At 59.8% G+C, this 22985-nt stretch carries 19 protein-coding genes; 6 read left to right on the top strand and 13 right to left on the bottom strand.

The window, feature by feature from the left end:
- Nucleotides 1–32 precede the first annotated feature (32 nt).
- Entirely contained in the window at nucleotides 33–1025 is a 993-nt protein-coding gene (gene fmt, locus KTAU_RS05985) for a methionyl-tRNA formyltransferase (protein WP_170293084.1), read from the top strand.
- Between the two features lie 169 nt (nucleotides 1026–1194).
- Here the strand turns inward: fmt and KTAU_RS05990 are convergent, their stop codons facing one another.
- From KTAU_RS05990 to alaS, 8 genes are all read right to left on the bottom strand, one after another.
- The gene (locus tag KTAU_RS05990; protein ID WP_151727471.1) at nucleotides 1195–1407 is read right to left on the bottom strand and encodes a hypothetical protein; all 213 of its coding nucleotides are present in this window, start codon (nucleotides 1405–1407) and stop codon (nucleotides 1195–1197) included.
- A 302-nt stretch (nucleotides 1408–1709) separates the two neighbouring features.
- The gene (locus KTAU_RS05995) at nucleotides 1710–1889 is read right to left on the bottom strand and encodes a hypothetical protein (protein ID WP_112429863.1); all 180 of its coding nucleotides are present in this window, start codon (nucleotides 1887–1889) and stop codon (nucleotides 1710–1712) included.
- Nucleotides 1890–2087: 198 nt separating this feature from the next.
- A complete protein-coding gene (locus KTAU_RS06000) occupies nucleotides 2088–2981 on the bottom strand; it encodes an undecaprenyl-diphosphate phosphatase (RefSeq protein ID WP_151727472.1) in 894 nt (297 codons plus the stop codon).
- A 25-nt stretch (nucleotides 2982–3006) separates the two neighbouring features.
- Nucleotides 3007–4116: an endolytic transglycosylase MltG gene (gene mltG / locus KTAU_RS06005; RefSeq protein WP_151727473.1), complete on the bottom strand. Its 1110-nt coding sequence runs from the start codon at nucleotides 4114–4116 to the stop codon at nucleotides 3007–3009.
- The gene (gene ruvX, locus KTAU_RS06010; RefSeq protein WP_151727474.1) at nucleotides 4113–4607 is read right to left on the bottom strand and encodes a Holliday junction resolvase RuvX; all 495 of its coding nucleotides are present in this window, start codon (nucleotides 4605–4607) and stop codon (nucleotides 4113–4115) included. Before ruvX ends, mltG begins: the two co-directional genes overlap by 4 nt.
- A 319-nt stretch (nucleotides 4608–4926) precedes the next feature.
- Nucleotides 4927–7572, bottom strand: a complete 2646-nt coding sequence (locus tag KTAU_RS06015; protein WP_170293085.1) for a baseplate J/gp47 family protein — start codon at nucleotides 7570–7572, stop codon at nucleotides 4927–4929.
- Between the two features lie 176 nt (nucleotides 7573–7748).
- Nucleotides 7749–9083, bottom strand: a complete 1335-nt coding sequence (locus KTAU_RS06020) for a cell division FtsA domain-containing protein (RefSeq protein ID WP_112429873.1) — start codon at nucleotides 9081–9083, stop codon at nucleotides 7749–7751.
- A gap of 471 nt (nucleotides 9084–9554) precedes the next feature.
- Complete coding sequence (gene alaS / locus KTAU_RS06025) at nucleotides 9555–12197, bottom strand: alanine--tRNA ligase (protein ID WP_151727476.1); 2643 nt, start codon at nucleotides 12195–12197, stop codon at nucleotides 9555–9557.
- A gap of 327 nt (nucleotides 12198–12524) precedes the next feature.
- Between alaS and KTAU_RS06030 the strand changes: the two genes are divergently transcribed.
- Both KTAU_RS06030 and KTAU_RS06035 read left to right on the top strand, forming a co-directional pair.
- Nucleotides 12525–13040: an AAA family ATPase gene (locus KTAU_RS06030; protein ID WP_151727477.1), complete on the top strand. Its 516-nt coding sequence runs from the start codon at nucleotides 12525–12527 to the stop codon at nucleotides 13038–13040.
- Nucleotides 13041–13142: 102 nt separating this feature from the next.
- The gene (locus KTAU_RS06035; RefSeq protein WP_151727478.1) at nucleotides 13143–14105 is read left to right on the top strand and encodes an HAD family hydrolase; all 963 of its coding nucleotides are present in this window, start codon (nucleotides 13143–13145) and stop codon (nucleotides 14103–14105) included.
- Between the two features lie 165 nt (nucleotides 14106–14270).
- On the opposite strand, the gene KTAU_RS06040 is transcribed toward KTAU_RS06035, so the two are convergent.
- The 5 genes from KTAU_RS06040 to KTAU_RS06060 form a co-directional block, all read right to left on the bottom strand.
- Complete coding sequence (locus KTAU_RS06040) at nucleotides 14271–14765, bottom strand: helix-turn-helix domain-containing protein (RefSeq protein ID WP_151727479.1); 495 nt, start codon at nucleotides 14763–14765, stop codon at nucleotides 14271–14273.
- A 76-nt stretch (nucleotides 14766–14841) separates the two neighbouring features.
- Complete coding sequence (locus KTAU_RS06045) at nucleotides 14842–15228, bottom strand: VOC family protein (protein WP_170293086.1); 387 nt, start codon at nucleotides 15226–15228, stop codon at nucleotides 14842–14844.
- The gene (rsmD, locus tag KTAU_RS06050; protein WP_151727481.1) at nucleotides 15203–15859 is read right to left on the bottom strand and encodes a 16S rRNA (guanine(966)-N(2))-methyltransferase RsmD; all 657 of its coding nucleotides are present in this window, start codon (nucleotides 15857–15859) and stop codon (nucleotides 15203–15205) included. The genes KTAU_RS06045 and rsmD overlap by 26 nt, the downstream gene beginning before the upstream one ends.
- Nucleotides 15860–15879: 20 nt before the next feature.
- The gene (locus KTAU_RS06055; protein ID WP_151727482.1) at nucleotides 15880–17136 is read right to left on the bottom strand and encodes a hypothetical protein; all 1257 of its coding nucleotides are present in this window, start codon (nucleotides 17134–17136) and stop codon (nucleotides 15880–15882) included.
- A 165-nt stretch (nucleotides 17137–17301) separates the two neighbouring features.
- Nucleotides 17302–17955, bottom strand: a complete 654-nt coding sequence (locus tag KTAU_RS06060) for a glucosaminidase domain-containing protein (protein WP_151727483.1) — start codon at nucleotides 17953–17955, stop codon at nucleotides 17302–17304.
- A gap of 347 nt (nucleotides 17956–18302) precedes the next feature.
- Between KTAU_RS06060 and KTAU_RS06065 the strand changes: the two genes are divergently transcribed.
- The 3 genes from KTAU_RS06065 to KTAU_RS06075 all read left to right on the top strand — a co-directional run bounded on the left by KTAU_RS06065 (nucleotide 18303) and on the right by KTAU_RS06075 (nucleotide 22827).
- A complete protein-coding gene (locus tag KTAU_RS06065) occupies nucleotides 18303–18965 on the top strand; it encodes a hypothetical protein (RefSeq protein ID WP_151727484.1) in 663 nt (220 codons plus the stop codon).
- A gap of 145 nt (nucleotides 18966–19110) precedes the next feature.
- On the top strand, nucleotides 19111–21003 hold the full coding sequence (locus tag KTAU_RS06070) for an AAA family ATPase (RefSeq protein WP_151727485.1): 1893 nt from the start codon (nucleotides 19111–19113) through the stop codon (nucleotides 21001–21003).
- A gap of 237 nt (nucleotides 21004–21240) precedes the next feature.
- Entirely contained in the window at nucleotides 21241–22827 is a 1587-nt protein-coding gene (locus KTAU_RS06075; protein ID WP_151727486.1) for a glycosyltransferase family 39 protein, read from the top strand.
- Nucleotides 22828–22985 lie beyond the last annotated feature (158 nt).

Here is a 22985-nt window from a genome sequence, read left to right on the forward strand (position 1 = left end):
TTCGCGTAGAAGGGAGAAGGATGAGTCGACCTATGCTCCGAGTGATTTACATGGGCACTCCCCAGTTTGCCGTGCCTCCCCTGGAAGCCTTGATCCGCGGCGCCAGACCTGGGGCCGTCTTAGCAGAGGGTTACGAGATTGTAGCGGTGATCACGCGTACCGACAAGCCGGTTGGCCGTGGTCACCACCTGGCTTTTTCGCCAGTGAAACAGGTTGCGCTTGCTCATGGCTTACACGTCTGGCAGCCTGGCTCGCTCAAGCGCCCTGAAACGATCGAGGCCCTGGCAGCCTATCATGCCGACCTCTACATCGTCACGGCTTTCGGCCAGATTCTGCCCCAAGCCGTGCTCGATCAGCCGCGCTACGGCACTTTGAATATCCATGCCTCATTGCTGCCGAAATACCGCGGCGTCTCGCCGATCAGCGAGGCCATCCTGCAGGGAGAGAGTGAGACCGGCGTGACCATCATGCTGCTCGATGCTGGCATCGATACCGGCCCTATTCTCCATCAGCGCCGCCTGCCGATTGACCCTGACGATACTACGGAGACGCTAAGCGCGAAACTGGCAGAGCTGGGGGCAACGGCCCTGCTGGAGACACTACCACGCTGGATCGCCGGCGAGATCACGCCTCAGCCCCAAGACGAGAGCCAGGCGAGCTATACCCGCATGCTGCGCAAGGAGGACGGCCAGATCAACTGGCAGCGGCCCGCAATCTGGCTGGCACGTATGGTGCGCGCTTATACCCCCTGGCCGGGCAGCTACACGTTCTGGCGTGGCAAGCTGCTCAAGATTCTGAAGGCCACAGCCCTGAGCGAGGAGCAGAGTCCCCTTCCAAGGAACCTGCCTCCCGGCACAGTACATCGGCACACGCTTGCCGGCGAGGAGCTGCTGGCAATCGCTTGTGGGGAAGGCTGGCTCCTGGTGAGCCACCTGCAGCTGGAAGGGCGCAAAGCGATCAGTGCCGCTGAGTTCCTTCGCGGTTACCCTCAGATCGTCGGCAGCGTGCTTGGGTCTTCCAGCTAAACTGCTTCAGGCCAGGATTCCATTGGGAGGCAGACAGGACTGAAAGAAACGGGGAAACACCTAGCAAAACCGGCAGAGAGAGCTGTCAATCGCTTCTCTCTGCCTTCCTCTGGCATGGACGCCGACTGAGGGAACCCTTTCTTCTCTGTCCCGCTCCGCGAGCCAGTGCTCAGGCAGCCCGGGGGCGAGTCACCAGGGCACCAATGACGCAGATAATGGCGATCGCAAAAAAGAGCACCGCATGTTTTACGTGGACGGCGGTCGGTGGCGAAGCGAGCAGATGGGGAATGCCTGGGATTAGATAATAGATGCCGGCAATCAACGCCACGATCGCTACCACGATCGCCAGGATAAAGACCGTAGGACTGGAAGAGTTCTTCATCGTTCCACCCTTTCCTGAGAGAAAGAAATAGGTTATTTGTTTTGTTGGTAAGAAAGATCTGGCCCTGGTTGGGCCTACTAGCTAGGCCGCAGTCCTACCTGGCCAGGAAAAGAGGCCAGGGGTAACAGGGAGCCTTAGCCGGATCACCAGCCCTCTACTTTCCGGGGCTACTCCTGTCCCCCTGCCTGCCTATCGTTTCAAGGCGCGCCTGCCCCGTCCATCCAGCCAGAGAGAGGCGGCAGCAAGCACACGGACAACAAGCCAGGCCAGCCCAATACAGACCGGCACAGGACTCGGCCCAACTAGGCCGTCTTGGGCCGCCCCATCACCATACCGACGATCCCAACGATCAGCAGGATCGCACCGACAATCAGGCCGACCAGGCCGCGTGCAGGATGATGAGTTACCTCGAACACGACGCCGAGGATGAGCAGAATAATACCTACAGCAAGGGCGGCATAAAAGAGATACTGGTTCTTCATACGCGGTGTTCCTACCTTTTCCTCAAAAGTTCAAAATAGGGACCTCGGTTCGCGGGGTCAAGCCCTGTCGGGGCTGACGACAGGACTTCCTCCTTCAGAACGGGGACCATTGCCAGGCTGGGGGGAGCCACCACCGACAGGGCCATCCCTGTCGAGAGCAGCTTCCTTCCCCCACAGCCTCTAAGCAATTCTACCTAATCAGGCAGCGGTGTGCAATACGAAGAAGAGCAAAACAAGCCCAACCAGGCCAGCGATCCAGCAATAGACGGCAAAAGGATAGAGGTTACCCGTCTCAAAATACTTCAGTAAGAATTTAGTACTGAGGTAAGCTGCTAGCCCCGAGAGTACCATGCCTGTAAAGACCAGCAGCAAGACGGAGCCTGAAAGGCCAAAGAGCTGAGGGATTTCAAGAACAGCCGCCGCAAAGATGATGGGCGTTCCTAGCAGAAAAGAATAGCGCGCCGCGTCCTCATGGCTGAGGCGCACACCGAGAGCGGCCACCATCGAAGCGCCAGAGCGCGAGATACCCGGGATCAAGGCCAGGGACTGGCCCAGGCCCACCAGCACCGCCTCTTTCCAGGAGAGCGAGGCCAGAGGACGCAGCAGACTCTTCGCGTCCTTACTAGCCTGACGACGCTCCTCTTGTGCCGTTCGATAGCGGCGCAAGGCCTCCCCAAAGAAGAGCAGGGAACCATTGACCACCAGGAAGGTGGCGGCGACAACAGGAGACGCGAAGAGCTGCTTCAGCGGCTTCTCCAGAAAGACCCCCAGAATCCCCGTCGGGATCGAGCCGATAATGATCAACCAGCTCACCCATTCCTCGGTGCCTCGTTGTACCTGGCCTTCTTTGACGCTCTTCCACAAGGTGCGCAGCACCTGGAGCCAATCGCGCCAGAAATAGATCACGAGCGCCAGGGCTGTTCCCAGGTGGAGCGCTGTAATCAAAGGCAGAAAACGTTCGTTGCCCACAAGATCTCCCCAACCCAGCAGCCCAGGGATGACTACTGTGTGCCCCAGGCTGCTGATGGGGAACAGCTCGGTGATACCCTGCAACAGAGCTAGAAAAATGACCTGTCCGAGATTCAGATTCATTAGCTCTACTCTCGCCGTTGCTTCCTTACTTCAGATACTGCTGAACCTCCTGATCAAACTCGGCCTGAGTCTTGGCAAAGACGGCCCGTCCGTTATCAGGCCGGTTCAGGAAAAAGTAGTAGTCGGTTTTGGCCGGCGACGCCGCTGCCTGCAGGCTGGCCAGACTCGGGCTACAGATCGGCGTCGGTGGCCAACCCTTATGTGTATACGTGTTCCAGGGACTATCGGGTAGCACCTGACTACCCGAAGCGGCCAGGGGCGCCCAGTAGCTCTTTGTGCCGGGCTGCGAATCGCGTGCGTACTGGACAGTGGGATCTGCATCGAGAAAGCCTGCTGTTTCGGCATTGGGACGATAGACACGGTTCCAGTAGACACTGGCGATCAACGGGCGGTCGCTGTCAAAGGCCGCCTCACGTTCAACAATTGAGGCCAGAATGACCATCTGGTAGAGACTCATATGGTTCGCTGCCGCCTGCGTGTCCAGGTGGTACTGCTGCACCTTGGCCTGGAACTCCTCCAGCAGGCGATCGATCACATCAGTGGTCGTCGCCCCAAGCGTGAAAAAGTAGGTATCGGGGAAGAGAAGCCCCTCCATCGTCGCCCCCGAGGGGAGCTGCTTGAGAAAAGGAAATTTGTTGCGATCGGGGAACTTGGCCGGATTCTTGGTGTAGGTCAGAAAGTCCTGCTTGCTGAAACGTGGCAAGCCCGCTGCCTCAATCTTGTCAGCAATCTGTTCCAGACGCCAGCCCTCGGGGACACGTATGGCAATCTCATCGGGCTGCCCTGTCATGAGCGCATCGATGATGTCGCTCATGTTCATGCTGCTGTTCAGGTTGCGATAGACGCCAGCTTGCAAATGCTGGTCCAGACCCTTGATCTTGGCCCAGAAACGAAAGGCCAGCGTGTTGCGGATCAGTCCCTTGGCCTGCAGATCATTCGCCAGCTGCTGTACCGTCTCATTCTCCTGGACAATGATCGTTACCGTATGCCCCTGGCCGGGCGGGCTGACAGGCTCTAAGACCGCCGTGACCAGGTTCCACGAGACATAGGTGAGGCCCAGAACCAGGGCAAAGACCAGAAAGACGCTGAGAATGGCCCCCCGTGAGCGAGGAGGGTGAGGACCTCGTACTTTCATTGTGACGCTTCCTCTGGAGCTTGGTGCCGGTGATTCAGGTACTGCTGCAGAATAAGCGCCGCTGCCAGAGCATCGACTCCCTGCCGGTTCCTTCCTCCTTTTCCCTGACCACCTCGATGACCACCACGCCTGGAACGCCTCCCTCCTTCCTCCTGCTCCCGCTCTGCGAGCAAACGCTGCGCCTCCACGGTCGAGAGGCGCTCATCCCACAGATCGACTGGGATCTTGATATGGCGCTTCAAGCGCTCGACAAAGGCTAGCACACGCTCTCCCTGCTGATGGATCTGCCCATCAAGGCTGATCGGTAGCCCCACCACGAGCGCCTCAACCTCGTTCTCCTCAATGATGCGCCGCAGCGCCTCCCACAGCCGGGCCTCGTTGCCGCCTACCTCCAGCGTCGTATAGGGCGAGGCCAGAATCTGCGAGGCATCACTGACGGCCACTCCGATGCGAGCCTCTCCCACGTCTAAAGCCAGTATGCGAGCCATCATAAAAAGTCAGACCAGCCTGCTATCTTTTATTTGCTACTACTTCTTACTATAGAAGAGAGCAGTATCCATAGCATTCTAACGAAGGAAGCCTTCACTGTCTACGTCGCAAGGGAAAGAATAGCAAGGGTTGGTCTACGCAGCCTTCCCCTCTTCTCAGCGCCATTCCGCCGAGCAGCTCGCTGGTCAGTCAACAAGCCTCCCGCGGCGCTCGCCACTGGCCTGGCTCAAGAAAAACGCCGACAGACAGCGTGGCCAGCCAGTACGGGCCCATCTGCCGTCGGCGCTCCTCTTGCCTCCGTCTACAGCTTCTCCTACGAGATCAGGAGACTGTCACGATGTTCCGATGGATATGGATATGATCGCGTAGCAAGGGCATCCAGGGATAGAAGCTCGGATTGACGGAGATGGCCGTTTGGATATCCACGGCCTGCTTTCCAAGGCGAGTGGCCAGCAGGCTGTTGAGATCGTTGAGCGCCTGATCCTTGGCCTTCCCGCTGAGCTGGCTTTGCAGCTCTTCGTCACTGATCGCCGGTCCAACCAGCCCTGTGGCCGTCAAAGTCAGCGTCAAGGAGCTGCCGCTGTTATGGGACGTCCCTTTCAAGCTTGTAATAGAGACAGGTTTCTCGCTGAGCAGTTCATACCCTTGTTGCAGTTTCTGGATAGCAGCATTGAGAGCAGCGCGGGCCGCCTCCTGAATATCGGCAGCGCGGACCACCAGGACCGCTGCCTGGAAGGTAAGGGTCGCTGTGAAGCTCCCACCAGGGGTCACCTGACCAACGGCAGGCGTCGCATTGACCTGCTCCTGCACCACTGGCTGACCAGCCATATCGCCGTTATGCAGTTGCTGCTTGAGCCAGTCACGCATTTCTTGCTGCAATCGAGTATCCAATTGACTCTTGATGGTATCAACATCGGTATTGGTCACTTGAGGCACGCTGCCCAGGCCACCGCCCGAGGTAGGCTGAGGATTGGTGACCGTCAGTTCGTTGGCAGAGGCCCCGATCTGCTGCAGACTCTCGGGGGGGATGACCGTGATGCTATTGGCCGGCACATTGCCGCTGGTGCCGGGATTGACCGCCTCAACCTGGACCGGATAGGTAGTTCCGGGCGTAATCAGCGGCTCGGCGGTCGTTTTGAACTGGATACCCGAGGGGGTTGCCACGATGGTGCCTGTCGGGATGACGAGCGAGTGGTTGCCTTCATTGGTAAACTCAACTGTCCCGTGGGCCTTAACCACGCCAACCCGCGCCAGCCCGCTCGCCCGTCCCTGAGCCTGGACATTGCGGCTAAAGAGCAGCACCTGGGCTGGCAAGGTATGAGCCGCCACATCCAAACGCGTGGTAGAGCTAGCGGTGAACTGGAGATTCTGGCTAAAGGCCCGCGCAGGGAGCGTGAAACTCACCTCAGCGGAGGGAACATAATAGGCAAGAGCAGCAATAAGAGCTAGCAAGAGCACAAGCAGACCCACGAAGAGCAACGGGCCACGAGCGCTGGCGCTGCGTGTGCTGGCTGGTCGACGGGGGGAACGGGCTGCGGTGACCCGTGCACCGGCGCCGGTGGTGGATGCCGTTTTGCTCTGAGGCCGGCCCGAAACCAACTCGCCCGGCCCACGGGGCGCTGTTCCCGGCAAAGCTGTTCTGGGGGCAGCCGAGCCAGCTGGTCCCCTTACCAGTGAACCGCTGATCACACGTGGAGGCTCAGGAACAGAACGGGGAGGCAACGCACGCGTGGGCAACGCCTCAATATCGGGCAGACCCAGCTCGCTCTCCTCCTCTTCAGCGTCAGGGATAGCCGTCTCTCCGTCAAAGCCACTCACTCGCGAAGGGGATGATCTGCTATAGCTCCGCGGCCCCAACCCGGACACGGAGGACGGGAAGTCTTCCTCCTCCTCCGCTGGCTCCTCGCCACCAGGGGTACTCCAGCGCTCGACAGAAAGGTGTGTCGCTGGCAGGGCGATATCCCCCTGATCACCCAGATCCTCGACTTCGGCTTCCAGCAGCGTTCCGCGCCGACCCGAGATCGCCGGAATATCGTCCTCGACCTCATCGATGGGAGCGAAGGCACCACGTTGTTCGGGAAGAGAGCTGGGGGAGATCTCCTCGATACGACTGAAGGGATCGGCTGCTTCCTCTTCCTCCTGGCGCTCTCCTGCTTCAAGGGGGGCAGTAGTATAGGACTGCCGATCCATGCCGGCAGGCGCAGCGTGTGCGGGACCCGGCTGCGCGGCCTGGCGAATGTGCTGGGCGGTGCGGAAATCCTCCAGCAGCGTATCCTCAGCTTCATCCTCCTCCTGCCCAGACGGGAGGAGTGGAGAGATCTCCGCGGCGGCATCGATTGGTTCGATATGAAAGTCATAAGAGTGCTCGGTCGATGGCTGAGAGTATCGGCGGACGGAGCCGCCTGCCTCAGCGGGGCGCTGAGGACTGGCCAGGTCTTCGATGAGTGGTTCCCGGCTTTCGCGTGGGCGCTCGAAAGAGCTTGACAATGAGCCAGGCTCCTCCACCCCTTTCAGCGATCTCGGGCCGGGCGCCGGCGCGCGCGGCAATAACGGTTTCTCCTCCCTCTCCTCAGCTCCGCTAGAGAGAGCGCGCTGCTGCTCAGCGCGAGTACGCGCCGCAAGGCCGCGTGTCGATGACCGTGAGCTAGAGCTATGTTGCAGGGTACGTGCGGGCCGGCTGCCCGGGCGCGCTCGACTGCTGGGAGGAGAGGTCAGAGACTCGGCCACCTTGAAGCCTGCAGCCTTGACCACCACTCGGACCTGACGATCCGAGCTGACGACGAGCACATCCTTGCCCAGCTCGCGCGTGCGTGCATGCAGCAGCCGCCAACCCACGTGGCTGCGCAATTTGGTCTGCGGGGGCACCACCAGAATGAGACGCCGCGCCGGAACCTTCTCCAGGCGCTGGCGCACGTCGGTCAGTTCCTCTTCGGGGCCAAGATAAATGATCTGCTGCTCGTCAGACATGTGCCCTACTCCCTGCATGCAGGCCAGCACGCGACTGCTTCTACGTGGGCCCTGTCTTCTGTCGTTGTCTCATGCCTGTCTGTGCTTTTCGGCTGGTTGCCAGCCAGGGCGAAACACCAGTGGCAATGCGCGACGGCTCTCCTCTCCCACCTGACCACTTGCCGCGCGCTCACGCCTCAGAGATGCATATTCTGGATCACTTTGTAGAGCGCTTGCTCCAGAGTACTGTTCTCGTTCTGAAGCTCGATAGCCTGGTAGGCCAGGGCCATCGGCGTGATATCCTGTGCATCGCGTAGCAGCTGACGCGGGTCAAGGATGCTGGTGACCATATCCGGCTGGACCGTCTCAATCAGCGGCGGACGGGCGAAAGGTAGGCGTTCTGTCCAGGGAAAGCTCCGTAGTTTTTCCTGCAGATCTGGTAGAGCTGAGCCACCACCAACCATATAGATCGCTGGCGGTAGAAGCTCGTTCTTCGCCAATTCCTCGATGAGCAGCTCCACACTGTCCATCCAGGTCTGGCACTCGGGAGCCAGAATGGCTCTGATCTCATCGCGCTCGTGACCCTTGACCATCCCATTGCTGTAAAGCACCTTGAGCTTCTCCGCTTCCTTCAACGAGAGACCCTTGCCCGTCGCCAGGCGCCGCGTAAAGGTTCGCCCTCCCAGGGCAAACATGCGTGTCTCTTCGATGCCACCCTGGCGCACCAGGGCGATATCGGTTGTTCCCCCCCCCACGTCAATGAAGATCGCCCCACTATCAGCACTCGCGTTGGTGCTGAGACAGCGCGCCAGGGCATACGGCTCCGCCACGATAGCCACCAGGCGCAGATCAAGACCCTGGGCTACGGTCTCCAGCGCCCCTAACTGCATGAGGGGAGCAAAGGCGCTGAAGAGGGTCAGAGAGAGGTGGCGCCCGCGGAAACCAATGGGGTTCGTGACCACCTGCCCATCAACGCGCACCGAGATCACCGCAGCGTTGGTGAGACGCACCTCAATATTCTGATATCCCGTCTCAGCTGCAATACGATCGCGGGCATTTTTCAGCAGTTTCTGCTGAGCCATGCCGATCAGGCTTTCCAGCTCATCGGGCGTAATGAACTTGTTCGGTTGCTGACGGGTCTTGGTCACCGTGATCGAGCTGCCTTTGACCAGCTCGCCAGCAATGCCAATGACTGCATCCGGCGCCACGATATCGCCGGCAGCTCGCTCAGCCTGGATCAGAGCCTCATTGCAGCCCTGAATGACTCCCTCGATATCCGTGACGATGCCATCGGACATATGTGAGTAGCTCTGGCGATGCCGACCCACGCCGAGCACGATGCCCTGGTCATCTACAACCTCGAAGACGATCGCCTTCGCGTACTCCGTGCCAATATCAAGGGCAGTATAGAACTGGCGCCCACTCCCGTCACCATACTGCTCCTCGTAGCCGTCCTCGGGGACATATTCGTAGCTGCCTTCTCTGATCTGTCCCCGGAAGAGAGAGCGCAAGCGGTCAAAGAGCTTTACCATCAGAACTCACAACATCCCCTGTTGATGCATGCCACAGAGAACATGCCGCCTTTCGGTCCAGGCTTTAATAGGTGAACACGAGCACTACACGTACGTTATAACACAATGCCTGCTGGACAACAAGGGGCACCAGCTTCGCACCTTCTGTGGGCCTCCTCACTCAGCCAGTGTGCACCGCCTGCCCTGCGATGATGAGTCTGTCTCCCTCGTCTTCCTGACTGCGAGGCTGCTGCCGGTCTTCCTGCGGTAGGCAGCACCCGGGTCTGGCATCAGTGTGGCAGCGTCCTTGCTCTACGCCTGGCTCATTCCAGCCAGATTGATTGGTCGGTTGGTTGGTCCTGGCTGGGCCAGCGAGCGAGTCTATCTGCTGGCTTTCTCTTCACTATGGAGCCAGCTCTCTCCCGAGTAGGAGCTTGCTGATGTTGTCCTGGGCGAGGCCGGGCAGGCCCGAGCAGGGGCCTGCGCCGGCGCTCAACTCAGGGCCTGCTCAACGAGCGAAGGCACCAGGGCCAGCGCTGCGCTGAGGGCCTCTTTCTCGCGTCCGCCACCCTGAGCATATTCTGGCCGACCGCCGCCTTTTCCGCCGAGTCGCTGGCCCACGGCGGCAGCGATCTTGCCAGCGTGCAAACCACGCTGGACCAGCTCGGGAGCGACCAGGACCTGCACACTTACTCGTTCATCGTAGGCAGCAGCGAGCGCTACTACGCCTGGGCGCCCCAACTTATTGCGCGTCATCTCAGCAATCTCACGCAGCACGCGATCGTCGGGAGCCGAAAGGCTGGCTGTCACCACCGGCACACCGTTGACCTCGCGCGCCTGCTCCGCCAGAGAGGCCGCCTGGCGTCTGGCCTCTTCTCGCTGATACTGCCCCAGCTGGCGACGCAGTGCCGCCAGCTCGTCGCGTAGCTGATCAACGCGCTCGATCAGATGGTCTGGCTGGGTCTGCAAGCGGCTCGCCAGGGTTTCGACGAGCAGCTTACGCCCGCGCAGATACTGCTCGGCGCCACGTCCGGTGAGAGCCTCGATACGGCGAATACCGGCGGCAATGCTTGTCTCCTGGGTTGTGACGTAGATGCCAATCTGCCCGGTGGCGCGGCAGTGCGTACCTCCGCACAGCTCTTTGCTGCTCCCCATCGAGACAACGCGCACCTGCTCGTCATATTTCTCTCCGAAGAGGGCCATCGCGCCCGTCTTGAGCGCCTCCTGCAGCGGCATAATCTCGGTGATCACCGGATAGTCGGCGCGAATCCAGCTATTCACCAGCTCATCCAGACGGACCAGGTCTTCGCTGGTGAGAGCACGGGGAGAGGCAAAGTCGAAGCGCAGGCGCTCCGGCTCAACCAGCGAGCCGCGCTGCTCAACCTGGGGACCAAGCAGGTCTCGCAGGGCCTTATGCAGCAGATGAGTGGCGCTGTGGTTGCGCATAGTGTCTTCGCGACGCTGGGCATCGACCTCTGCCTGGACCGTCTCGCCAACCCGCAGGTAGCCCTCCGTGACCCGGCCATAGTGGACGATCAGGCTTTTGAGGGGGCGTTGAGTATCTTCGACGACAAAGGTTCCTACCATTCCTTTAAGCAGGCCCCGATCGCCAACCTGGCCGCCGCTCTCGGCATAGAATGGGGTGCGATCCAGAATCACCAGCGCCTCTTGCGGTGCACTGACGCTCTCGACTTCTTCACCATTGACCAGCAGCGCCACAACAGTGCCGCTAGCGCTGGTGGTTTCATAGCCGAGGAAAGTGGTTGGGGTGACGCGAGCTGCAACCTCGGCGAGCTGCTGGTCGTTACGGGCCTGGGCAAAGGGGCTGGCCGCGCGGCTGCGCTCCTGCTGCTGACGCATGGCCTCCTGGAAGTCCTCTACGTCAACGGTGAAGCCCTGCTCCGCTGCAATCTCCTGAGTCAATTCCAGAGGGAAGCCGTGGGTATCGTACAGCTTGAAAGCCTCGACCCCGGGGATAACCGTCGCGCCGCGCTCCTTTAGCTCAGCCAGCAGCTCGGTCAGCAGCTGCAAACCGGTAGAGAGCGTTTGATTAAATTTCTTCTCCTCCATACTGAGCAGAGCCACAATGCGATCGCGGTGCTGGCGAAGCTCGCTATAGTGGCCGCCCATCAGCTCGATCACGGTATCGGCTGCCTCGGCCAGGAAGGGCTTCTCCAGTCCAAGCAAGCGACCGTGACGGACGGCGCGACGCAGGATGCGGCGAAAGATATAGCCGCGGCCCTCGTTGCTGGGCAGCACGCCATCGGCGGCTAGAAAGACCAGAGCGCGCCCGTGGTCGGCGATGACGCGCAGCGAGGTATCGGTACGGGCATCGCGGCCATAGGCCGTGCCGGCCAGAGTGGCGAAGCGGTCGATAATTGCCCGGAAGACGTCCGTCTCAAAGACCGATTGCTTGCCCTGGAGGACCATCGTCAGGCGCTCCAGGCCCATGCCTGTATCGATATTCTTGCGCGGCAGCGGCGTACGCTTACCATCGAGATCCTGATAGAACTGCATAAAGACCAGGTTCCAGATCTCCAGGAAGCGTTCGCATTCGCAGCCGGGCTTGCAGTCTGGTCTACCGCAGCCATGCTCGACGCCGCGATCGTAATAGATCTCCGAATCCGGTCCACAGGGGCCAGCGGCTCCCGGCGGTCCCCACCAGTTATCTTCCAGGCGCACAATGGCCTCATCAGGAATGCCGGTGATCTCCGTCCAGTAGCGGGGGGCCTCGTCATCCTCGGGATGGACCGTTGGATGGAGACGCTCGGGAGGGATCTTTACAACCTGGGTCAGAAATTCCCAGGCATAGGCGATGGCCTCTCGCTTGAAGTAGTCTCCCACCGAGAAATTGCCCAGCATCTCGAAGAAGGTCAGCGTGCGCTCATTGCCCACTTTATCAATATCCGTCGTGCGGAAACACTTCTGCACCGAGGTGAGCCGCGTGGCGGGAGGCGTCTCGCGCCCCAGAAAGAAAGGAATCATCTGCTGCATACCGGCGGTGGTCAGGAGCACCGTCGGATCGTCGCGCGGGATGAGCGACGAGCTGGGCATCAGATAGTGACCTTTCTGGACAAAGAAGTCCAGGAAGCGTTGGCGAATTTCTGCAGTGGTAGGCTGCACTTTTACAGACACAGCTGCCTCCTCACTAGTACAATCGGGCTGGGCTCACCCGCGGCACCTGAGCGGGACGGCTTGGAAGTTACCAATCCAAAACAAATTTGCTTGATAGACTCAGCGCCTTGGTCTTGGTTGGTAGAGCGAGCGCTCAAGCGCACCACTTCATTAGTCCAGATCGCTATAAGTAGATGAGATCCGGTGTGGATAATAGAACCAGCGTCCTCCCCAGCACGATGCCGCGTCCCGCCAGATCGGGCATAGGTCATACTAGAGCCATTTGTGCACGGGCATTATATCAAAGCCAGGGACCTATCGCAATGCCTGTGGAAAGGAGCGAGGTGCATGCCTGTTTCGATGAAGCTTCCCCGTCGTACGCTGCTGGTCCTCTGCGGGCCTGCCGGCTCCGGCAAGAGTACCTTCGCCGCGCGCTACTTCAGCGCGATACCCACGATGGTGGTCTCTTCGGATTACTGCCGGGCCATGATCTGTGATGATCCGACCAATCAGCAGGTCAACCGCGACACTTTCGACGTTTTCCACTATATAATCAGGAAGCGCCTGTTCAACGGGCGCTTCACGGTGGCCGATAGCACAGCTCTCCACGCGGAGGCGCGGCGCAAGCTCTGGGAGCTGGCTTTTCATTTCGGCTACCTGAAATGCCTGGTGGTTTTCAACGTCTCGCTAGCTACCTGCCTTGAGCGTGATCGCCTGCGCGAGCGCCAGGTCGGTTCGCAGGTGATTGAATACCATATCCGCCTCCTGCAAAAGGCGCTGCAGGAGATTCCTGCCGAGCAGTGGGACCGCGTCTATGTGCTCAATGAGGACGACATGGAGGCGACGATCGAGATCGATCCCTGACTGGTGTTAGCCTCATCTCGTCAGGCCAAGCTCCGCCTTCTCCTGGTCCTGCTTTTCTCAATCGAGCGAGAAAACTTTGAGAGAAAGGATTATCTTTATTCTATGGAATCTGCTCTTCCGTGGAGACGCAATGGGTTGCGCTTTCCCGTTCCTTGCGATACGCTCTTCTTCGATGTCGATGGCGTTCTGATCAAAACAAGCGAATCGTTCCGCGCTACCGATATTGCAGTGGCTGAGTATATTGTTGGAACCCTCCACGGCCTGGATTGGGGCCGTGCTGAGGGCCGCCCTCTGCTGACGCTCGATGATGTGAAGTTCTTCAAGCAGGCTGGCGGCTTCAACGACGATTGGCACATGTGCTATCTGCTGGCCGGCCTTTATACGGCGAAGCTGCGCGAGTGGCAGGGGACTCCGCTGGCGGAGCGCAGTACTCGCGAGTGGATGGAGCTGGCACGGGCGGCGATGCTGGAAGGACACGGCGGTCTGAAGTGGGTGCGCTCGGTGATTCCGGCCAGTGCTCTCCCGGACTATGAGCTGGTGGGCGAGCTGTGTCACGAATACTACTGGGGGGCGGCTGAGTACCGCCGGCGCTTCGGGCGCGAACCACGCTATCTGCCCGATTGGCCCGGCTTCGTGCATCGCGAGACGCTGCTACTGCCTCCTGATCTGCCAATGCGTTTGCACGACGCCGGTCTGCGGAAGCTGGGCTTGATTACTGGCCGCATCGGCCCCGAGGTCGATAGTGCTCTGGAGCGCTTGGCCGCTCACAGCGGGGGCGCATGGTGGGATGTGGTAATCAGCGGCGACGATTGCCTGAAGCCTGATCCCCAGGCACTGCGCCTGGCCATCGCCGCTGTGGGGGCCAGTGGCGGCCTCTACGTGGGTGATACGGCTGACGATCTGGATCTGGTTTTGAACTATCGCCGTACTCAGACGCCAGACGAGCCTGATTTCCTGGCCGTGATGCGCGTCTTCCCCGATGAGATCGCTCTTTATCGCGAGCGCGGCGCCGATCTGATTATCCGCGAGGTGGCCGAGCTGCTCACCGTCCTGCCTGCTCACTAAGCGGAAGCTTCTCGAATGCCAGCCAGCGGCCCCATTCCATCGGCAGGACTCGCCAGGAAGGGAGCCGTCTGGCTGCCACAGGGGCTGCGCCGCGCTCCTCGTCCGAATACGGCCCGCTGCTCGCTGTCTCGCTTCTTTCTCTTCTCCAGCAGTCAGCCGCCGTATTCAGGGTGTGCGCTTCTGAGCTTCTTCGATGAGGCTGACCAGGTACTGCAGTTTCTGAATGGCCTGCAGGGCGTTGCGCCGATTGCGCTCGTAGCCTTCTGGAGCCAGCTGCAAAAACCAGGTGCGGATGTCTTCTTCAGAGACATCATACCACTTGGTGTCGGCCTGCAGGCGCAGATAGACGCGCATAGCCGGGTCCTGCTGCTTGCGCCGCGGTACGAATTGGAGCGGTTGCGCGCCGCCGGTAGCAACTGCGCTTTCCTGCTCATCGGCGGCGATGGCCTGCGCCAGCTCAGGCTCTGGATGCAGCTCCTTGTAGAGCGCCTCGACGTCGGCGGTTTTGAAAAAGTAGTCGCGCCCTACCCCCTTATAGGCTCGAATCCGGCCCTGTTGGACCCATTGATCGAGGGTGCGTCGATCGACACCCAGGCGGCGGGCCGCTTCGCCAGCATCCAGAAAGGCAAAGCGGCCTCTGGCCGTTCCACCGGTGGTCATAGTCTGCACTCCTTTTGCTTCCGCTTCGATAGCGAAGGCCTCTTTCCCTTGCCGTCTTGCTCTCCCCGTCTTCTTGTTAGCCTGTCAGGCGCTGCTGCAGGGTAATGCCCAGACCATCGGGATCATGCAGGACAGCGATCAAATTGCCGGTGACCTGCTTCTCCGGCGGTTGAGAGAAGGTTGCACCGCGCGCCTTCAGTTCTTCGTAGGCGGCCTGGATATCGGGGACCACGAAGGCCAGGTGAGCAACGCCCGCCGGCGGTCGACCTGGATAGAACTGAGCCTGCCCCTGGCCGCCGGCGCGATGAAGGGCCAGGCGCACTGAGCCAGTCTCAAATTCTGTCCAGCCTGGCGAGCTGAAGCGTAGAGGCAAGCCCAGGATATCGCGATAGAAGGCCGTCGAGCGCTCCATATCGCTTACATACACTACAATATAATCAGGCTTCTCCAGCTTGATTGTCATAGTCAGAATACCCCTTCTCAGCTTTGGCGCCATAGAACAGCAAGAGCGTACTTCCGTAGCGCCGCTCGTCTTCGAGGATCAGGTGTGTTAGCGGCACCGCTAGCAGCTCATCTCGCTCGCGTGGATGGATCTGGACAATGACGAGGCCCTCCCCGCTCAGCAGTGGCGAGCGATCGAGAAGGGCCAGGGCCCGAGCGGCCAGGTGATGATACTGCGGCGGGGCTACATAGATGATATCATACGCTGCTCGCCGCGACGGGTGCACTCCCACCCCTGCACTGCCGCTGGCTGGCCCAGCCTCTTGCTGAGCCAGTAACCACTTGAAGGCATCGGCGCGCAGCGTCTCAGCTCGCTCGTGCATCCCAGTCAGCCGGAGATTCTCGTGCAGTACTCTGAGGACGCGCGGATCAATCTCGATAAAGGTAGCAAAGGCTGCGCCGCGGCTGAGCGCCTCAATACCCACGCCGCCGGTACCGGCAAACAGATCCAGAAAGCGGGCGCCTTCGACGCGCGTAGCCAGAATATCGAAGAGCGCCGTCTTCACGCGGTCGATAATGGGGCGGGTGCCAGGCGTGCGAGGGGATTTGAGGCGCCGCCCTTTGGCCTCTCCGGCAACAACGCGCATGGTCATCTCTCTCCTATCAAGGTCGCTCAATGGAGAGCCAGGATGGCAGCAACGTCACGGTCAAAGTTGTCTTGCTTCGCCCAGGAAATCAGAGCTTCGACCTGGTCAATGCTGAGCTGCTTGAGAGCTGTGACTCCCCAGATACGGCCTATCAGCTCGCGCAGCTCATCCTCGCTGATCTGTTCACCAATGACGTTCCAGAGGACAGTCAGACGCGCCTGGCTGGCTGGTGTGCCGCCACGAGCCTCGCGCATCTTGTTTAAGAGTGTGCGTGCATGAATACGCTCCTGGAGCGAAAGCTGCCTCCTACCGGTGCCCTCCAGGTTCAACTCCTCTCCCTCTCCACCATCCTCACGCTCATATCCGCCTCCACTCTCCTGGTCCCACTGGTCAGGTTCATCTTCTTCCTCATCAAAAACATATTCCTGCCCTTCTCGCTGACTATCTTCGTCTTCAAATTGCTGCTCCTGTGATGGAAGAGAAGGCTCGTTTGCCTCTTTTGATGCCTGCTCTTCTTCTTCACTCTCGCCCTCGACTATCAGCTCCTCCCGAACTCGCCCCTGACTCAATTCGCGCTGCGAGAAAACCGCGGGATAGGCTTGCTCCGAGAGCGAAACCGACGCGGAGGCCGAACTGCTCGGGGCGGAGGTGCTGGCGCTCGCCGTGCGGCCCGCCGCCGAACTGTGCTGGGCGAGCAGGTAGCGAAGTTGATCTAGAGCTTCACGCAGATTGATGTTACTGAGGCTCCTGACACCCAGCAGCCTCATAGCATGCTTTGAATCGATATTGAAGTTATCACGCAAAATTTGCAAAAACTGCGGGAGGGTGAGATCGCTATTGAGGTTGCCGAAGACGCCTGGGGTTGAGGGCAAGGCGGGCGCCATCCGGCGCCGGAGCTGCGAGGCAGAGGGCGGCATCCGGTTTTCGACTGGAGCAACAGGAGCTGAGGCCGGTCGCGCTGAGGTTGAGGGGCGCATCTCTGCCGGCGGCTCACGCGGGCCTGTGGGACGTGACGGTCCGTTGCGTCCTCCCTCTTCACCAGGTGCCTTACGCGGCGTAGATGTCTGATTGAGGCGCTGCTCAAGGCGAGCGCTGAACTGATCAAGGCCGGCCAGCGCTTCCTGGAGGAGACGCTCCCGCTCCTCGACGCTGGCGTTTACAGGAACCGGCACCTCCATCTGGATGACATGGAGACGCCCCTGAGCCGCAAACTGGGTTTTATAGTGGAACCAGATATAGGCCCCATCGGTGGAGGTTCTCTCCTTCTCTACAGCCTCATCCATAGCAACACCTGCCTCTCTGGCACGCAGCCGTCGATGTAACCAGCAGCCACAGGAAGGAGGTCAGCCCACGGCGCTGGTAGCGGGTAGCGTGGTACTTTTTGTTCTCCCATTATACCAAAATGAGAAGGTTCTGCCCGGTAGCCAGCAGTGCTCAACCGCGATTCGCTAAACGAGAAGCCTGCCAGTGCGCCAGGTATCAACGGCCAGTTTTATCGTGCGCACATAGGCGGCCACATCGTTACCGTCAGCGGCAGGAGCATAAACGGGCACAATCTGATCAACTGTGACCAGCCCCCGAGCAACGTACTCATTGGCAATCAGCCGATACCAGTCGCTAAAGCCCTCTTCCCAGCTGGCATAGCGACGATAGCCAGCATAGCTCGCCTGGCCCGGCAAGGCGCGAATATTGCCCAGCGAATGGGTGAAACGCGCTACCCCGGCGGTACCAAAGCGGCTCTCCTCCAGGAAGAAGGCCAGGGCATAGACAGGATCGATATGGTAAGTGATCCCATCGGCATAGAGGGCCTGCCCCTCGCCCGCCGCCGGCGAGTTATAAGCCGTCAGCACCTGATCAATGAAGTCTGCCGACACTGAGGGCTGGCCCACAACTGCATAGCGACCCTCCTCTTCCAGGGCCACGGGGTCAAAGAAGAGCCAAAGCAGGGCAGCTACGGCCAGAGCGGCCAGTGCCAATACCAGCCAATGACCCGGCAGCTGTGATTTTCGTCCGCCATCACCCCGATAGCGGCGACGGCTCCCTTTCTTCCTGCCCTGGCTACTCCTCCGGCTCCTCCTACGATAGCTCTCATTGCGCATCATGCTCCATCTATCCTACAGCCAAAGACGGTGGTCAGCTTGTTGCCGGGGGCTATTATCGCACGAGTCAGGGGAGAAACGCCAGTCGCTTGTCAGGTGACCGTCACTTTGAAAGCAGTGGGCGAATTGCACTCAGGAATCACTTGTCAGGCAGACTAGCAGACCGTACAATACAGTAAAAATGAGGCGCCCTCCCGTCCAGGGAAGGGGGTCACAGCGAACGGGTCGTCAGGATCAGGAGCCGGGGAACAAGTTACGGCAGCGACAGCAGGCCGGGGGAACGTCACGGCGAGCGGATTACTGAAGTGGGCCTTTCAGCCGCCCCGACTTTATCTGCAGGAGCACGTCCTATGCTTCACCCTTCACCCACATACCCGCGCTTACCAGAAACGAAGCAGAGCGAGCCAAAGCAGCCCAGAGCCACACCTCTGCGCCCACGTCTGGGACAGAGACCACTGGCGCGCAAGATCAAAGCTTTCTTGCGGCCACCGATCAAAGCCATCTACTACCTGATCAGCCAGATTCGCAGCCATAAGCTGCTCAGCCTGGGAGTGGTGGTGATCTTTCTGGCTGCCGCTACCCTTACCAATTACGTCCTGACGGGGGAGTGGCCGCTGGGAATTGCCCAGGATCAGTTCAATTTCCATATCAATGGCGGCAATGGCGGCGGCGATAAAGTCAAAGACTGGCTCTATGCGCTGCGCGATGGCGACGTGGCCACAATGCGCATGCTGCAATCGACGCTGATTATGCCTCAGCCCCCCGATCCCGCAGAGCTGGTCAGCCAGTACAGTGAGAAGCAAACAAACCTGATCTGGCGCGACATCCACGTCGTGGGAGTCTACCAGCAGTCAGACACGACCATTGACAGTCTGGTGAGCGTGAGCCTCGGGGCCCGCGGACCGGGCGGAGGCACCAGCGGCTATATGCTCTGGCACTTCACCACTGTAGCCCAGAACGGCGGGTTGCTGCTCTCTATCGACCTTGTGAGTTTCCGGAATGCCCTTAGCTAGTCAGGTCAGTTCAGTTCGTCTATGACAAGGCTGCGCCTCGCATCTGCAACTCCCTGAGTACAGGCGAGACGGTCAGAGTTAATTATGTCGGCTACAGCCAGCGGTCGCTCGCCGACCCCAGTTAGTGAAAGAAAAGGGGACTGTCATGGCGACAGAGAAACAATTTGAGAAGCAGACCGAGCTGGATAAGTCAATCGACCGGGGTCTCGATCAGTTTGGACGCTTTGTGCGTCACAACTGGTTCTGGCTCCTGCTCGGGGCCCTTATCCTCTGGTACTTTTTTAATGCTATCTTCCCCCAGTTGAGCGCCCCTTCCCCGGGAGCACTCTTCGCCTACCTGCTGCAGATTGCCTTTGCCATCTTCTATATCCTTATCCAGTTCATTGCCCTCTTCTGGTTTTTGGGGCGCCCCCGCCTCTACTGGCTGATGCCTGGCGAGACGGGCGTTGGCTTTCAGGACTATAAGGGCAACCCCGAGGTACTGGAGCAGGCCAGGCGAATTGTGGCTATTCTCCAGGGAATCAAAGAGTTTCGCGAGATGGGCGGCCAACCGATCCGCGGGCTGCTGCTCTCCGGCCCACCCGGCACCGGTAAAAGCTATCTGGCCCAGTGTATCAGCAGCGAGGCCCAGGTTCCCTTTGGCTACGCCAGCGCCGCGAGCTTTCGCAATATGTTCTGGGGCATCGATGTCCTGATCATCATGCGTCTCTACCGACGGGCGCGCAAACTGGCGCGAGAGTATGGGGCCTGTATCCTCTTCCTGGACGAGATCGATGCCCTGGGAGCTTCGCGCACCAATCAGGGCCGCACACCAGTCCCCGGCATGGGGGGCGGTCTCTTTGGCTTTATGGGCACCGGTGGCTCTCTCAACCAGCTGCTGATGGAGCTGGACCCGCCACCGGTCGAAACTGGCTGGTTTAAGAAGATGCTGCGCGTCCTCGGCCTCTATCACGGGCGGGCCCAGCGCGAGCCGGTCTTGACTATCGGAGCTACCAATCTGCCCGAGGCGCTTGATCCGGCACTGCTGCGCCCGGGACGCTTCGATCGGCGCATCCATGTGGCACCACCAACGGACAAGTACCGCGGTGAGGTCATTGAGTACTACCTGCAAAAAGTCAAGCATGATCCCACCATCTCGATCAGCGCGCTGGTCTACCGCATGGCAGGCTACACGCCAGTGGAGATCAAGCATGTCATCAACGAGGCCGTGATCATCGCCTACTTCTCTGGGCGCGATGAGGTGCACTATCAGGATATTATCGAGGCCCAGGATATCCACGAGCTGGGCTATCGCCGAGAGAGCAACCTCTCGCTCCTGGAGCGACGGCGCCTTGCCTACCACGAGGCGGGTCACGCTGTAGCCTCTTATTACCTGCTAGAGCGTTTTCTGCCGCCATTTGTGACGATCCACCAGCGTAGCGGCCTGGAGGGGGCGGCAGCCTTTGCCCTTCCCCGGCCCAAGGAGACGATCGTCACCATGAGCAAGGAGGAGGTGCTCGCTCACATCCAGGTGGACCTCGCTTCTCGCGCCGCTGAGGAGTTGTTTCTCAATACTCAGCTGAGTGGGGTCGTCGGCGATCTGCAGCATGCCACCGAGCTGGCCGCCTCTTACATCGGCCTCTATGGCATGGACGGCACACTGGCCTCCTATGGCGCTTTTGCCCATCAGCCTTCAGAACCAGGCGCTCCCACCGCGACAGCACAGCTGCCTGAACTCAAGGAGCGCGTTGAGGCCGTGCTTCAATCCCAGCTTAAGGCTGTGAAGCGCCTGTTGCAAGAGCACCGCGAGGCTGTGATCGCTGTGGCAGAGTCGCTGATTGAGCGCGACGAGCTGACTCCCGAGGAGATCGAGGAGCTGATCAATCAGGCCGACGCCCATCGCGTCACCGTCCAGCTGCTGCCCGAGCTGGCACCGGTACTTGGCCTGAGCCAGGAGCAGACGGATGGCAATGGCCATCTAGCCACGCTCGCTATGTTGCCAGCCAGCAACGGGCACGCTTCGGCTGAGACCGCACCTCCCGAGGCCACGCAATCATGAGCCCGCTCTGACGCAAGCAGCGGAGAGGAAGGAAAGTCTGCCACTGCTGTGCTTTTCTTCCTCTCCCACTGCTATCTGGTGCTCAGGCCGTTACCTCAGCAGTATGTCCTTCTTACATGCCCTCGAAGCAGACCAGACCATTTCTCTCAAAACCGTGACCTTTGTGCTATTGTAACGTATAGTGAAATGCGTCTCTCTCGATGAGACAGTCCAGAACTGCTTGAGGGTTACAAGACTATGACCAACGAGGTCATCGTGGATAGGCTGGCCCCCGTATCCACGACTCCTGGACCCCAGAGGGCGCGCAGCCGCTGGCTGAGTAGAGCAGGACTTTGCCTCTTGCTCGCCATCGGCCTGGGTATGCGTCTCTATCAGCTGGGACAGCCCCTAGAGCGCGACTTCGATGAAGGGGTCTACTTGCAGTCGTTGCGCGCTATGAGCCACGGCTTTGCTCTCTATAGCCAGACCTTCTATTCACAGCCGCCGTTCTTTTTGGAATCGGTCTTTCCCATCTACGCCCTTGCCGGTCAAACGCTGTGGGCGGGACGCCTGGCTATCGCTTTGCTTTCGCTCTGCGGCCTGATCGGAGCCTGGCTGCTCGGCAAGGCGCTCCAGGGCTATACGGGCGCTTTCATCGCATTGCTTTTAACCTTGACCAGCGTCTCGTTTCTCAACGAATCGCGTGTTCTCCAGGCAGATGGCCCATCAGTCGCGCTCTCACTGCTAGCTGTCGGCCTAGCTTTTCACTGGTGGCAAAAGCCTGCTGGTTGGCGCGGGCTGCTGCTGGCGATCCTGAGTGGGACAGCCCTGGCGCTCAGCATCTTCACCAAATTCCTGGTAGTGCCCGCTCTCCTCCCCGTCGCTAGCCTGGTACTGGCTCGCTACTGGCAACTGAGACGCTCCCCGCAAGGAGAGGCTTCCCCGGTTTCGCATCAGCGCCTCGCCCTCTGGGCACCAGTGGCCGGTATCCTGGCTTTCTTGCTGGTCACGCTCCTGCTCTTCTTGCCATTCCTCGGTTCCTTCCCTGTGATGTTCCAGAGTATCTTCTCTTTCCATACTCAATCGAGTGAAAGCTTCCGCTATACCTTCCGTACACTTACACTACCGCTGTTAGCACAGGGTCTGCTGACTCCTCTGACACTGGCAGGGTTGGCAGGAACAATCATAGCTTGTTTGCGTCGTGATTGGCGTGTTATGCCGCTTCTGCTCTGGCTGGGGGGAACGCTGGCAGTCCTGCTAGAGCAACGACCCCTCTTTGCCCACCACCTGATCGCACTGGTGCCACCGCTTGTGGGTCTGAGCGCTCTGGGTTCCCCCGATCTCGCCGCGCTCAGCCGCCGACTCCAGGCAGGCAGCAGCGAGAGTCAGCGCAACCTTGCGCTTGTCAGCTCGATCATGGTGATCGTTCTGGCACTCAGCTGTACCTATGCATTCGGCCAGGATATTCTCTATCTTCGTCAGCCGCCCCACCCTGTGACGCCAGTGGGGCCGCTTCAGCGCGTGGCCACCGACCTGGAGCACTTCACGAAGCCGGGAGATATGGTGATCAGCGATGAACCACTGGCGGTGGCGCTTGCTGGACGAGATACTCCTCCCTGGCTTGTCGACACCTCCTCGGTCCGCATTCATACCGGCTATCTGACCCTCCAGGATCTGATCACCGCCAGTCAGGCGCCCCAGGTGCGAGCCGTGCTTTTCTTCAGTTCCCGCTTTCATCTACCAGAGGTAGAGGGTTATCATAGTTGGGTGGCACAGCATTTCCACCTGGTACGTACTTATGGAAAGGATAGCACGGGCCATCCCCAAGAGCTATGGGTGCGCTGAAGAAGGCCCGACAAGATCACGTCCAGCTAAAGACAGCAAGGAGTGCAGGCGAGCAGAGACAAGTAGAAAGGAGCCACCTCATGAGGGGACGCCGTACTTTCAGTACAATGGAAATTATTCTGTTAGGCATCTTGATTGGGTCACTCATCCTCTCGTTC

Origin of the sequence: Thermogemmatispora aurantia (assembly GCF_008974285.1) — a bacterium.
GTDB classification, from domain to species: domain Bacteria; phylum Chloroflexota; class Ktedonobacteria; order Ktedonobacterales; family Ktedonobacteraceae; genus Thermogemmatispora; species Thermogemmatispora aurantia.